Source organism: Pseudonocardia benzenivorans CB1190, assembly GCF_000196675.2.
Classification (GTDB): Bacteria; Actinomycetota; Actinomycetes; order Mycobacteriales; family Pseudonocardiaceae; genus Pseudonocardia; species Pseudonocardia benzenivorans.
Genome location: NC_015312.1, coordinates 4809820 through 4822776, shown reverse-complemented (window position 1 = coordinate 4822776; position 12957 = coordinate 4809820). Strand labels below are relative to the sequence as shown.

The 12957-nt window shown below is 76.1% G+C and carries 13 protein-coding genes; 9 read left to right on the top strand and 4 right to left on the bottom strand.

The window, feature by feature from the left end:
• Positions 1–8: 8 nt before the first annotated feature.
• A complete protein-coding gene (gene hemW / locus PSED_RS22630) occupies positions 9–1178 on the top strand; it encodes a radical SAM family heme chaperone HemW (RefSeq protein ID WP_233899116.1) in 1170 nt (389 codons plus the stop codon).
• Between the two features lie 28 nt (positions 1179–1206).
• Positions 1207–2004 carry an esterase/lipase family protein gene (locus PSED_RS22625; protein ID WP_013676567.1) on the top strand — a complete coding sequence of 266 codons (798 nt, stop codon included), beginning with the start codon at positions 1207–1209 and terminating at the stop codon, positions 2002–2004.
• Positions 2005–2021: 17 nt separating this feature from the next.
• Here the strand turns inward: PSED_RS22625 and PSED_RS22620 are convergent, their stop codons facing one another.
• From PSED_RS22620 to PSED_RS22605, 4 genes are all read right to left on the bottom strand, one after another.
• The gene (locus tag PSED_RS22620) at positions 2022–2852 is read right to left on the bottom strand and encodes an ABC transporter permease (protein ID WP_013676566.1); all 831 of its coding nucleotides are present in this window, start codon (positions 2850–2852) and stop codon (positions 2022–2024) included.
• On the bottom strand, positions 2849–3781 hold the full coding sequence (locus tag PSED_RS22615; RefSeq protein WP_041759962.1) for an ABC transporter ATP-binding protein: 933 nt from the start codon (positions 3779–3781) through the stop codon (positions 2849–2851). Before PSED_RS22615 ends, PSED_RS22620 begins: the two co-directional genes overlap by 4 nt.
• Before the next feature lie 11 nt (positions 3782–3792).
• On the bottom strand, positions 3793–4920 hold the full coding sequence (locus PSED_RS22610) for a hypothetical protein (protein WP_013676564.1): 1128 nt from the start codon (positions 4918–4920) through the stop codon (positions 3793–3795).
• 70 nt (positions 4921–4990) lie between these two features.
• Positions 4991–5416: a hypothetical protein gene (locus tag PSED_RS22605; protein ID WP_013676563.1), complete on the bottom strand. Its 426-nt coding sequence runs from the start codon at positions 5414–5416 to the stop codon at positions 4991–4993.
• A gap of 109 nt (positions 5417–5525) precedes the next feature.
• Here PSED_RS22605 and hrcA point away from each other — a divergent pair, with 109 nt between their 5' ends.
• The 7 genes from hrcA (at position 5526) to PSED_RS22570 (ending at position 12839) form a co-directional block, all read left to right on the top strand.
• Positions 5526–6569 carry a heat-inducible transcriptional repressor HrcA gene (gene hrcA, locus PSED_RS22600; RefSeq protein WP_013676562.1) on the top strand — a complete coding sequence of 348 codons (1044 nt, stop codon included), beginning with the start codon at positions 5526–5528 and terminating at the stop codon, positions 6567–6569.
• 102 nt (positions 6570–6671) lie between these two features.
• Entirely contained in the window at positions 6672–7823 is a 1152-nt protein-coding gene (gene dnaJ / locus PSED_RS22595) for a molecular chaperone DnaJ (protein ID WP_041759961.1), read from the top strand.
• A gap of 22 nt (positions 7824–7845) precedes the next feature.
• Positions 7846–8592, top strand: a complete 747-nt coding sequence (locus tag PSED_RS22590) for a 16S rRNA (uracil(1498)-N(3))-methyltransferase (RefSeq protein WP_013676560.1) — start codon at positions 7846–7848, stop codon at positions 8590–8592.
• Between the two features lie 242 nt (positions 8593–8834).
• Positions 8835–9629, top strand: coding sequence for an alpha/beta hydrolase family protein (locus tag PSED_RS22585; protein WP_013676559.1), 795 nt, complete (start codon positions 8835–8837; stop codon positions 9627–9629).
• Positions 9630–9757: 128 nt separating this feature from the next.
• On the top strand, positions 9758–10531 hold the full coding sequence (locus PSED_RS22580) for a cyclase family protein (RefSeq protein ID WP_013676558.1): 774 nt from the start codon (positions 9758–9760) through the stop codon (positions 10529–10531).
• Positions 10528–12192 (top strand): thiamine pyrophosphate-binding protein, encoded by a 1665-nt coding sequence (locus tag PSED_RS22575; protein WP_013676557.1) that lies wholly within the window; start codon positions 10528–10530, stop codon positions 12190–12192. The genes PSED_RS22580 and PSED_RS22575 overlap by 4 nt, the downstream gene beginning before the upstream one ends.
• A 113-nt stretch (positions 12193–12305) precedes the next feature.
• On the top strand, positions 12306–12839 hold the full coding sequence (locus tag PSED_RS22570; RefSeq protein ID WP_013676556.1) for an isochorismatase family protein: 534 nt from the start codon (positions 12306–12308) through the stop codon (positions 12837–12839).
• The last annotated feature ends 118 nt before the right edge of the window (positions 12840–12957 follow it).

Here is a 12957-nt window from a genome sequence, read left to right as displayed (position 1 = left end):
TCGACGGAGTGCCCGACCCAGAGGTCCCGACGCCGTTCGGCGTGTACGTCCACGTGCCGTTCTGCGCGTCACGCTGCGGGTACTGCGACTTCAACACCTACACCGCCGACGAGCTCGCCGACTCCGGCGCGTCTCCCGACGGCTGGCTCGAGGCGGTGCGCCGCGAGCTCGCAGGGGCGGCGGCGGTGGTGGGGGACCGGCGGGTCGACACGGTGTTCGTCGGGGGCGGCACCCCGTCGCTGATCGGAGCGCAGCGTCTCGGCGCCGTGCTCGACGCCGTGCGCGCCGAGTTCGGCCTGGCCGAGGGCGCCGAGGTGACGACGGAGTCCAACCCGGAGTCGACGTCACCGGAGTTCTTCGCCGGGCTGGTCGACGCCGGCTACACGCGGGTGTCGCTGGGCATGCAGTCGGCCGCGTCGCACGTGCTGGCGGTCCTCGACCGGCGGCACACCCCGGGCCGCGCCGTCGCCGCCGCCCGGGAGGCCCGCGCCGCGGGGATCGGGCACGTCAACCTCGACCTCATCTACGCCACGCCCGGCGAGACCGACGACGACCTGCGCGCCTCCCTCGACGCCGTGCTCTCCGCCGGGGTCGACCACGTCTCGGCGTATTCGCTGATCGTCGAGGACGGCACGGCGCTGGCGCGACGGGTCCGCCGAGGCGAGCTCCCCGCCCCGGACGACGACGTCGCCGCCGCGCGCTACGAGATCCTCGACGACGCCCTGTCGGAGGCGGGTCTGCGCTGGTACGAGGTGTCCAACTGGGCGCGCGACGACGCCGCCGCGTGCCGGCACAACCTCGGCTACTGGCTCGACGGCGACTGGTGGGGCGCCGGACCCGGAGCCCACTCGCACCTGGCCGGGCGGCGCTGGTGGAACGTCAAGCACCCGGCCCGCTACGCCGCGATGCTGGCCGCCGGTGAGGCACCGGAGGCGGGGCACGAGGTGCTCGGCCCCGAGGAGCGGGCGACCGAGCGGGTCATGCTGCGGCTGCGGCTCGCGACGGGCCTGCCGCTCGACCTGCTCGACGCCCCCGGCCGGGCCGCCGCGGGTCGCGCGGCCGCCGAGGGCCTGCTCGACGGCGCGGCCCTGGAGACCGGACGCGCGGTGCTGACCCGCCGCGGCCGCCTGCTTGCCGACCGCGTCGTCACCGACCTGCTCACCGCGGTCCCGGTATGAACCGGCGGCACGTGCCGGGGACGTCGGGGTGAGCCCGCGGCGCAGGGTGCTGGTCGCGGTGCTGGTGCTCGTGCTGGTCGTGGTGGGCGTCGTCGTCGGCATCAGGGTGGCCGGGGGCCCCGGTGAACCGGCGGCGGGCAGCCGACCCGCGCAGGACCGCCCCGGCACGGTGCTGCTGGTCCCCGGCTACGGCGGCAGCCGCACGTCACTGCTGGCCCTGGCGCGCAGGATCGAGGCGACCGGCCGGCAGGCGCAGGTGCTCACCCTCGTCGGCGACGGCACGGGCGACCTGTCCGCGCAGGTCACCGTGCTGAACGCCGCGGTCGATGCGGCGCTGGCGGCGGGCGCGCCGTCGGTCGACGTCGTGGGCTACTCGGCGGGCGGGGTCGTCACGGGCCTCTGGCTCGCCCGCGACGACGGCGCCAGCAGGGCCCGCCGGGTCGTGACGCTGGGCGCCCCGCTGCACGGCACGACCCTGGCGACGGCCGGCGTCTCGCTCGCCCCCGACGCCTGCCCGACCGCGTGCCGCCAGCTCGTGCCCGGCTCGCCCGAGCTCACCGAGATCGAGAAGGCGGACGTGGGGTCGCAGGTGCCGTGGCTGTCGCTGTGGACGACCGACGACGACACCGTCACCCCGCCGGACTCGGCGCGGCTCGCGGGCGCGCTGGACACCTCGGTCCAGGCGGTCTGCCCGGGCGCGCGGGTCACGCACTCGGGCCTGCCCACCGACCCGGTCGTCACCGGCGCCGTCCTGCGCGCACTGGGCACCGGCCCGTTGACGGTGCCCGGCCCGGCGGACTGCGCGACCCTCCGCGCGGCGGGCTGACCAGCGCCCACGACCTTCTAGCTGGTCACGTCCTTCGTCGTGAAGTTGGCCCACGCCGCCCCGAACGCGACGACGATCCAGCCCAGCTGCACCTCCACACCCGTCCGGACGGCGTCGAGCAGCGGCGGGTCGCGGAAGAGGTCGATCCACGCGAGCCAGTGCTGGGTCGGCAGGAAGGTGCGGACGGCCTCGGCGGCGTCGAGCGGCTGCAACGCCGCGCTCGTCACGACGACCGCGAGCACCCCGAGCGCGGCGGCCAGCGGCGAGTCGGTGAGCGTGGAGAAGAAGATGCCGACGGCGCCCAGGGTCAGCATGCACAGCGCGAGGTAGCCGACCGTGCCCGCCGTGCGGCCGACGAGCTGCAGCGGCGTCAGCGTGGCCCCCGACAGCGACGTGATCGTCCCCGCACCGCCGATCTCCGCGCCCGGTCCGACACCGAACGCCAGCACGCCGACCACGTACGACGTCACCGTCACGAACACGACCGCGAGCAGGGTGAACGCCGCGACCGACACGAGCTTCGCGACGAGGAGCCGCAGCCGCCCGACGGGCCGGACGAGCAGGTAGCGCAGCATCCCCGCGGACGCCTCGCCCGCGACCGCGTCACCCGAGACGATCGCGACGGTGATCGGCAGGAACACCGGCAGCACCAGGGCCAACGCCGCCGCCGGGAAGAGCTGGCCGTCCGAGAGCACGGCCGACAGGAACGCGCCGCCGCTGCCGGGCGGCGGCGCGAGCCGGGTCGTGGCGAGCAGGACGGCGACGACGGTCGGCAGCAGGCACAGCAGCGCCCAGCACAGCCACACCCGGCGGCGGCGCAGCATGAGGGCGAGTTCGGTACCGATCATGCGTGGCGCCCCGTCCCGGGTCCCCGTCCGTCGAACCGGTCGGAGCCGCTGCCGGTGACCTCCAGGACGACCTCCTCGAGCGTGCGCCGTTCCCGGTCGAGCGCGTCGACCGGGACCCCGGCCCCGACGAGCATCGCGTTGAGCTCGGCCGGATCGTCGCCGCGCACGGTGAGCATCCCGCCGTCGTGCGCCTCGACCCGCCCGTCGAGCAGCGCGAGCGCGGCGCCGGGATCGGGGGTGCGGACCCGGATCCGGCCGGTGGGGGCGCGCAGGGCGTCCAGGTCGTCGGCGAGGACGAGACGGCCCGCGTCCATCACCCCGACCCGGGTGCAGAGCACCTCGACCTCGGCGAGCAGGTGGCTCGACAGCACGACGGTGGTGCCCGCCTCGTTGAGGGCGACGAGCAGGTCGCGGATCTCGTGGATCCCGCGCGGGTCGAGGCCGTTGGTCGGCTCGTCGAGCAGGAGCAGCCGCGGCGCGCGCAGCAGGGCCGCGGCGATGCCGAGCCGCTGGCGCATGCCCAGCGAGTACGCGCGGACCGGCCGTCGGTCGATGCCGCCGAGCCCGACCCGCTCCAGCGCGTCGGCCACCCGAGCGCGCCGGGTCCGACGGCGGCCCCCGGGTCCGGCCGCGTCGAGCAGCCGCAGGTTCGCCCGCCCCGAGAGGTGCCCCCACGCCGCCGGGCCCTCGACGAGGGCGCCGACCTGCGGCAGCACCGTCGACGCCCGGCGCGGCATCGGCTCCCCGAGCACGGTCGCGCTGCCGGACGTGGCGTGCACGAGCCCGAGCAGCATCCGCACCAGCGTGGTCTTGCCGGACCCGTTGGGCCCCAGGAGCCCGAACCGCACCCCGGCGGGCACGTCGAGGTCGACGTGGTCGACGGCCACGACGCGGCCGAAACGCTTGGTCAGCCCGGCGGTGCTGATCACGGGACGTCCGCTCACCGGGGCTGTCCTGCCAGCTCGGTGACGGCCCGGGCGAGCACGTCGGGGGAGACGGTGCCGACGAGCAGCGCCCCGCGCCGCCCACCCGCGCGGACCGCGACCGACAGCAGCGGCGTCGACACCCCGACCGCGCGTCCCGTCGGGACCTCGATCGGCACGGCCCCCGCACCCGAGGCACCCTGCACCGCCTGCGCGGCGACGCGCCCGGTCAGCGGGACGAGCACGAACCCGGACAGCCCGGGGCCGTACACGCCGACGCCGGGCAGGTCGGGGTAGCGGGGCCTGCGGTCGCGGTCCGCCAGCCGCGCGGGCGGGGCGGCGGGGCCGAGCACCCGCAGCGCGCCGGTGAGGTCGACGGCCCGCACCTCGGCGGCGGTGCCGCCCGGCGGCAGGACCGGGGTGAGCACGTCGTCGGCGGGCGCGGTGAGGTCGACCGAGGTCAGCTCGCTGATCAGGACCGGCCTGCCGGGGTCGGCACGGCCCGCGACCTCGACGCGCAGCGGCAGCCCGGTGGGCGCGTCGGCCCAGACGTCGACGTGCGCGACGGTCGTGTCCGGATCGACGGGGGTCACGCGGAGGCCCACGGCCGACCGGCCGGCGACGCGGCGCGCCGGCAGCGCGGTGACGGGGTCGGCGGCCGCGGCGGCGAGGATGCGCCGGGCGAGGTCGGGCGGGAGCAGGTCCGCGGCCCGTGGCAGCCGCAGCGACGTGCTGCCGGTGACCCGGGTCAGCCGCCCGGAGCCGAAGTCCCACAACGTCTCGGTGTCGCCGAGGTGGTAGGTGTCGCGCTCGCCCGCGGGCGTGAGCTCGTCGACGCGCCACCGGTCGGGGCCGGCGTGGAACGCGCGGATGCGGGTGGTCCGGGTGAACAGCGCCGTCGCCTGCTCCAGCTGCGGCAGCTCGGGCAGCCCGAGCCGGCCGGACGCCTCGGCGACCCCGGTGTAGGGCCGGCGGGCCGACGCCAGGACCAGGTCCCGCAGGGCCGCGGGGCCGGGGGCGCTCGTCGCACCGGCGGGCCAGGCCACCGACCCGGCCGCGACCAGTGCCGCGGCCCCGGCGCCGACGAGCAGCGCCCGCCGGCTCAGCGCCGGCCGGCCCGGGGTGCGGGAGCTCGCGGGGACCACGACAACCGACGCTGCCACAGCAGGCGTCGGAACGGGGTGAACGTCCGGTGACGTCGGCGGCCCGGCGACGTCAGCGGCCGAGGTAGGCCCGTCCGCGCGGCGAGAGGCGGTAGCCGACGGGCAGGCTCTTGGTCAGCCCCAGCTCCTTGAGCTTGCGGACGTCGCGCTTGAACGGCAGCGTCTCGCGGCCCATCCGCGCGGCCAGGTCGGGCGCCCGGACCTCGGGGTTCTCGGCGATCAACGTCAGGGTCCGGGCGGTCCACGGTCCGTGTGCCGACGCCCGGTCCAGCCGCGCGAGCCGCGCGTCGAGGGCGGCGCGGTCGTCGTCGTCGGTGAGCGTCTCGGAGTCGACGGCCTCGACGCCCGTCACCTCCAGCACCCCGACGGCCGTCCGCAGCCGCGACCCCGGCTTGACCCGGGGTCGGTCCCACCGCCGGTAGGCGCGGGTGACCCGGCCGTCGACGACGGCGTCGAGCACGGGGCGGCGCAGCAGCACGGCGCCCAGTCTGCCGCGGTGCCGTGGGCGGCGTCACTGTCGTGGTGCCGCCCGTCGGGAGAAGCGGCGAACCGCGCGGGAACACCTAGACTGAGAGGAGAGAACGGGCGTGTCGACAGCCGGGGAGGTCGCGGTGAACGCCGAGGAACGGCGGTTCGCGGTGTTGCAGGCCATCGTCGCCGACTACGTCTCCACGCAGGAGCCCGTCGCGTCGCGCACGATCGTCGAGCGGCACAACCTCGGCGTGTCGAGCGCGACCGTCCGCAACGACATGGCCGTCCTCGAGGAGGACGGGCTCATCGCCCAGCCGCACACGAGCGCAGGCCGGATCCCGACCGACAAGGGCTACCGCCTGTTCGTCGACCGCATCGCCGACGTCAAACCGCTGTCCTCGGCCGAGCGCCGCGCGGTGCAGACGTTCCTCGACGGCGCCGTCGACCTCGACGACGTGCTGCGTCGCAGCGTCCGGCTGCTCGCCCAGCTCACCCGGCAGGTCGCCGTCGTGCAGTACCCGACGCTCACCCGCTCGACCGTGCGGCACGTCGAGATCGTCTCGCTGACCCCGGCCCGGGTGATGCTCGTGCTGATCACCGACTCCGGGCGCGTCGACCAGCGTGTCGTCGACCTCGGCGACGTGGTGTCCGACGACGACATCGCCGCCGTGCGCGGCCATCTCAACGCCGCGCTCGTCGGTCATCGGCTGGCCGCGGCGTCGGCCGCCGTCGCCGAGCTGCCCGACAAGGTGCCCGGCGAGCTGCGCGAGGTCGTCATCACGCTGTCGACGGTGCTCATCGAGACACTCGTCGAGCATCCCGAGGAGCGCATCGTCCTGGGCGGCACCGCCAACCTGACGCGCAACGTCGCCGACTTCCCCGGCTCGCTGCGGCAGGTGCTGGAGGCGCTGGAGGAGCAGGTCGTCGTCCTCAAGCTGCTGGCCGCGGCGCAGGACCCCGGGCTGGTCACCGTCCGCATCGGCGAGGAGAACGAGGTCGAGGACCTGCGCGGTGCCTCCGTCGTCTCGATCGGCTACGGAGCGGGGACGGTACTGGGCGGCATGGGTGTGCTGGGTCCGACACGAATGGACTACCCCGGCACGATCGCGGCGGTGCATGCCGTCGCCCGTTACGTGGGTGACATCCTGTCGGGGCGCTGACGTCCCGGGGTTGAGCCCGTCCGGCTCGACTTCCATGACACGTACTCTGTAACCGACTCACATCTGCGACTCGTCGAGCGAAGGACCATGGGGAACGCAAGGGTGGCACGCGACTACTACGGGATCCTCGGCCTCGAGCCGGGCGCCGGTCCCGACGAGATCAAGCGGGCGTACCGCAAGCTCGCTCGGGAGCTGCATCCCGACGTCAACCCCGACGCCGCTGCGCAGGAGCGATTCCGCGAGGTCAGCACCGCCTACGAGGTCCTCACCGACCCGGAGAAGCGACGCATCGTCGATCTCGGGGGCGACCCGCTCGACAACGGCCGCGGCGGTGGCGGCGGCGACCCGTTCGGCGGGGGCTTCGGCTTCGGCGACATCATGGACGCCTTCTTCGGCTCGGCCACGGGCGGGCGGGGCCGCGGCCCGCGCAGCCGCGTCCAGCCGGGTGCCGACGCGCTCATCCGCATGCAGCTGTCGCTGGAGGAGTGCGCGAGCGGCGTCCAGCGCGAGCTGACCGTCGACACGGCCGTGCTCTGCTCCGACTGCAGCGGTTCCGGCTGCGCACCCGGCAGCGAGCCCACCCGGTGCGACATCTGCGGCGGGTCCGGCGAGGTCCAGTCGGTGCAGCGCTCGTTCCTCGGGCAGGTCGTGACGTCGCGGCCCTGCCCCACGTGCCGCGGCTTCGGCGAGGTCATCCCCGAGCCCTGCCGGCAGTGCGCGGGCGACGGTCGGGTCCGCTCCCGGCGCAGCGTGGGCGTCCGGATCCCGGCCGGTGTGGCCGACGGCATGCGCGTGCGGCTGGCCGGGCAGGGCGAGGTCGGCGCGGGCGGTGGCCCGGCGGGCGACCTGTACGTCGAGGTCGAGGAGATCCCGCACGAGGTCTTCACCCGCGACGGGGCCGACCTGCACTGCACGGTCACCCTCCCGATGACCGCGGCGGCGCTGGGCACCACCGTCCCGCTGCCGACGATCGACGGCGTCGAGGAGCTGCACATCGAGCCGGGTACGCAGGCCGGGACCGTCCGCACGCTGCGGGCCAAGGGCATGCCCCGGCTGCGGTCCAACGGCCGCATCGACGGTCAGGGCGACCTGATGGTGCACGTCGACGTCGCCGTCCCCACCAAGCTCGACAAGGAGCAGACCGAGCTGCTGCGCAAGCTGGCCGAGCTGCGCGGCGAGGAGCAGCCGGACCTGGCCGTCGGCGCCCGCAACGGCCACGGCCTGTTCTCCCGGCTGCGCTTCGGCGGCCGCTGACCGCGAAGGAGACGCAGCCGCAGTGGGCACCGCGCCGCTGTTCCTGGTCGACGAGCTGCCCGCCGGACCCGACGCGGTCCTCGACGGCCCCGAGGGCCGGCACGCCGCCACGGTGCGGCGGCTGCGCCCCGGCGAGGAGATCACGCTCGCCGACGGCCGCGGTGGCCTCGCGCGCGCGGTGGTCGACACGGTCGGGCGCGACCGGCTCGACGTGCGTGTCCTCGACCGGGCGGAGCTCGAGCCGCCGACGCCGCGGGTCACGCTCGCGCAGGCGCTGGTCAAGGGCGAGCGCGGGGAGCTGGCCGTCGAGCTCGCGACCGAGGCCGGCGTCGACGCGATCCTGCCGTGGCGGGCGGCGCGCTGCGTCGTCCGTTGGGAGGACGGGGCGCGCGGGGACAGGGCGCTGGCCCGGTGGCGCGCCACCGTCCGGTCCGCGGCCAAGCAGGCCCGCCGGGCGTGGGTGCCGGAGGTCGGCGCGCCGGTGTCGACGCGGGAGCTCGCCGCGCTCTGCCCGACGTTCGACCGGGCGCTGGTGCTCCACGAGTCCGCCACCGAGGGCCTCGCGTCGGGCCTGTCCGGCGCGCCCGCGGAGGTGCTGCTCGTCGTCGGTCCCGAGGGTGGCGTGGCCGACGAGGAGATCGCGATGCTGACCGCCGCGGGGGCCCGCGCGGTGCGGCTGGGCCCCGAGGTGCTGCGCGCGTCCACCGCGGCCGCCGTCGCCCTCGGCGCCATCGGTGCCCTGACCAGCCGCTGGACCCCACACGGCTGACCGTGCGACCTCGGCTGGCATCCGGGTGACGAATGTCCCGCCGTCGCGGACGTGGGGCTATATTTCGCGCATCTTCCGGTCGGTCGCGCGGCCGGGCAGGACGCGGGTGGCGCGCACCCGTCGGGCCCGCCGGAGAGTCCCCTCGTCCGGCGGCGCCACGCCGCGGTGGGTGTCCCCCCACATTCATCGCGGCGTGGCATCCCCGTTCGCCCCACCTCCCGCCGACCGACGATGATCTCCGTGTGAGCACACCCATCCGGTTGGCCTACGGCAGCGACCCGTCCCAGTTCGGCGAGCTCAGCCTGCCGCCCGACGGCGTCGACGTGCGCGGCACGGTCGTCGTCGTCCACGGCGGGTTCTGGCGCGCCCGCTACGACCTCGCGCTCGGCCGTCCGCTCGCGACGACGCTGGCCTCGGCCGGGTTCGCGGCGTGGAACGTCGAGTACCGCAGGGTCGGGCTGGGCGGTGGCTGGCCCGCCACCTTCGAGGACCTCGCCGCGGCCGTGGACCTGCTCGGCGACCTGGCGGGCAGCGACGGCGGCGCCGTGGCGGCGGGGCGGATCGACCTCGACCGCGTCGTCGCGCTCGGCCACTCCGCGGGCGGGCACCTCGCGGCGTGGCTGGCCGCGCGCCCCGGGCTGCCGGCGGGCGCGCCGGGAGCCGGGCCGCGCGTCCGGCTGCGTGGTGCGGTCAGCCAGGCGGGGGTCCTGGACCTCGAGGACGCGGCCCGCCGGGAGGTCGGCGGCGGCGCGGTGGACGACCTGCTCGGCGGCGGCCCCGACGACGTCCCCGACCGTTACGCCCTGGCCTCGCCCGCGGCCCGGCTGCCCGTGGGCGTGCCGGTGGTGTGCGTGCACGGCGACGAGGACGTCAACGTCCCCCTGCGGCAGAGCGAGCGCTACGCCGCCGCGGCGCGGACCGCGGGTGACCCCGTAGAACTCGTGGTGCTGCCCGGCGTCGACCACTTCGCGGTGATCGACCCGTCGACCGCGGCGTGGGGCGCGTGCGCGGCGGCGGTCGAACGGCTCTGTTCCTGACGGTCCGGTGGCGGTCCGGCGAGTTGTCCACAGGCGCCGCGGGCGGGGGTTCCGCGCGACACGATCATCGTCATAGCGTGGGCGGCGCCGCGGCGGCGCCCGACCGCGCGCGGCAGACGGGACAGCTCATGGCCGTGCTGCAGGACCTGCTCGCCGCGCTGCGCGAGAGGCGGATCGAGGTCGTCGACCTCACGGCGCCGCTGCACCCGGGGACGCCGGTGCTGCAGCTGCCGCCCCCGTTCGCGAACACGATCCCGTTCTCGCTGTCGGAGATCAGCCGGTACGACGAGCGCGGCCCGGCCTGGTACTGGAACGACATCCACACCGGTGAGCACACCGGCACGCACTTCGACGCGCCCGTCCACTGGGTCACCGGCCGCGAGGGCGAGGACGTCTCGCAGGTCCCGGCGCACAAGCTGGTCGCGCCGGCGGTCGTGCTCGACTTCTCGGCGCGGGCCGCCGCGGATCCCGACTTCCTGCTCGAGGTCGAGCACGTGCAGGCCTGGACGGCCGAGCACGGCCCGCTGCCCGACGGGGGATGGCTGCTCTACCGCACCGGCTGGGACGCCCGCGCCGAGGACGCCGCCGCGTTCCTCAACGCCGACGAGACGGGTCCGCACACCCCCGGGATGTCGGTGGCCTGCGCGCGCTGGCTGGCCGAGGAGACGGCGCTGCTGGGGGTCGGCGTGGAGACCGTCGGGACCGACGCGGGGGCCGCGCACGGCTTCGAGCCGCCGTTCCCGTGCCACTCGTTCCTGCTCGGCGCGGGCAAGTACGGGCTCACCCAGCTGCAGAACCTGGCCACCCTGCCGCCGACGGGTGCGGTGCTGGTCGCCGGCCCGCTCCCGATCGTCACGGGCTCGGGCAGCCCGGCCAGGGTGCTGGCGCTGGTGGAGAGATGACCGTCACCGTCGCCGAGCTCGTCGGCACGGTGCTGGGCCGGCTCGGGGTCGGGCACGCCTTCGGCGTCATCGGCAGCGGCAACTTCCACGTCACCAACGCGCTGCGCGCCGCGGGCGTGCCGTTCACCGCGACCCGGCACGAGGCGGGCGCGGCCACGGCGGCCGACGCGTACTCGCGCACCACGGGCGTGCCCGCCGCCCTGTCGGTGCACCAGGGCTGCGGTCTCACCAACGCGATGACGGGCATCACCGAGGCCGCGAAGAGCCGCACCCCGATGCTGGTGCTCGCGGCCGACACCGGCGGCGCCGCCGTCCGGTCGAACTTCCGCATCGACCAGGACGCGCTCGTCACGGCCGTCGGGGCCGTCGCGGAGCGGGTGCACAGTCCGGGCAGTGCGCTCGCCGACACCGTCCGGGCGTACCGGTCGGCCGTCGAGCAGCGCCGCACCGTCGTGCTCAACCTGCCGCTCGACGTGCAGGCCGGCACCGTGCCCGACCTGGGCACACTCGCCGACCTGCAGGTTCCCGAGGTCGTCCCGCTCCCGCCGCCGCGCCCGGCCGCGGAGGCGGTGTCCGCGCTCGCGGCGGTCCTCGCCGGCGCCCGGCGCCCGGTCTTCGTCGCCGGCCGCGGGGCGCGGGCGGCCGGCCCGCAGCTCGCCGCGCTCGCCCAGCGCTGCGGGGCGCTGCTCGCCACATCGGCGGTCGCGTCGGGCCTGTTCACCGGCGATCCGTGGGCGCTGGGCATCTCGGGCGGGTTCGCCACCCCGCTCGCGGCCGAGCTGATCTCGGCCGCCGACGTCGTCGTGGGGTGGGGCTGCGCCCTCACCATGTGGACGATGCGGCACGGCGCGCTGATCGGCGCCGACGCCACCGTCGTGCAGGTCGATCTCGACGCCGACGCGCTCGGTGCGCATCGCCCCGTCGACCTGGGGGTCCTGGGCGACGTGGCGGCGACCGCCGCCGACGTCGCCGTCGCGCTCGACGGCGCCGACCGCCCCGGCTACCGCACCACCGAGGTGCGGGCCCGGATCGCGGCCGAGGGCCGCTGGCGCGACGTGCCGCTGGATCCGCCCGACCTCACCGGTCCCGAGGGCATCGACCCGCGCGTGCTCTCCACGCTGCTCGACGACGTGCTGCCCGCCGAGCGCACCGTCACCGTCGACTCGGGCAACTTCATGGGCTACCCCGCCGCCTACCTCGACGTTCCCGACGAGGCGGGGTTCTGCTTCACGCAGGGCTTCCAGTCGATCGGCCTCGGGTTGTTCGCCGGGATCGGCGCGGCGCTCGCGCGACCCGACCGGCTCGTGGTCGCCGCGCTCGGCGACGGCGGCGCGCTGATGGCCGCCGCCGAGCTGGAGACCGTCGCGCGGCTCGGGCTGGCGATGGTGGTCGTGGTCTACGACGACCGCGGTTACGGCGCCGAGGTCCACCACTTCGGCCCGCACGGCGACGACCTGGCCACCGTCGTCTTTCCGGAGACCGACATCGCCGCGATCGGTCGCGGCTACGGCTTCGACGCGGTGACGGTCCGGGCGCCCGGCGACCTCGACGGCGTCCGCGCGTGGGTCGCGGGCCCTCGCGCCAGGCCCCTGCTCGTCGACGCGAAGATCGCCTCGGACGGCGGCTCGTGGTGGCTCGCGGAGGCGTTCCGCGGGCACTGACCCCTCGAGCGCGACCTCACCGCTGTCCCGACGCGGATTCAGGACCGTGAGGGTGCGGCGGGCTCGGGGCCTCGGGCGGCCCCCGCGGCCGGGTCGGCCGTTAGGGTTGCCGGGTGCTGGTCACCGCGTCCCGGTCCATCCTGCTGCTCGTCGACCTGCAGGAGCGGCTGATGCCCGCGATCGACGACGGGCAGGCGGTCGTCGGGCGCGCCGCGCTGCTCGCCGAGGCCGCCGGCCTGCTCGACGTGCCCGTCGCGGCGACCGAGCAGTACCCGCAGGGGCTCGGCCCCACCGTGCCGGAGCTGGCGGCGTTCCCGCAGCTCGTGATGCCCAAGACCGCGTTCTCCGCGGTCGCCGAGCCGGGCTTCGACATGCTGTTGCCCCCCGGCCGCGACGAGGTCGTCGTGGCGGGTGCCGAGGCGCACGTCTGCGTGCTGCAGACGGTGATCGCGCTGCGGGAGCGCGACGTGCGGGTGGTGCTGGTCGCCGACGCGGTCGGGTCGCGGCGGCCGAGCGACCGGGCGGCGGCGCTGGAGCGGGCGCGTGAGCACGGCGCCGAGGTCGTGACCAGCGAGATGGTCCTGTTCGAGTGGATGCGCGACTCCCACCATCCCCGGTTCCGCGAGGTCTCCAAGCTGCTCCGGTAGTGCCCGACCGCTCGCCGCGCGGCCCGTAATCGAACGGCGGACTGTCGGTGCCCGGCGGTAGCATCGCCTCGTCGCCGGGCAGCGGCGGCGTCGCAGGGGCGGCGCCGGGGAGCGTCGT

Excerpts from the sequence above, each read along its gene's own strand:
- PSED_RS22620 (WP_013676566.1), bottom strand. The coding sequence starts at position 2,852 with ATGATCGGTACCGAACTCGCCCTCATGCTGCGCCGCCGCCGGGTGTGG.
- PSED_RS22580 (WP_013676558.1), top strand. The coding sequence starts at position 9,758 with ATGGCCGTGCTGCAGGACCTGCTCGCCGCGCTGCGCGAGAGGCGGATC.
- PSED_RS22575 (WP_013676557.1), top strand. The coding sequence starts at position 10,528 with ATGACCGTCACCGTCGCCGAGCTCGTCGGCACGGTGCTGGGCCGGCTC.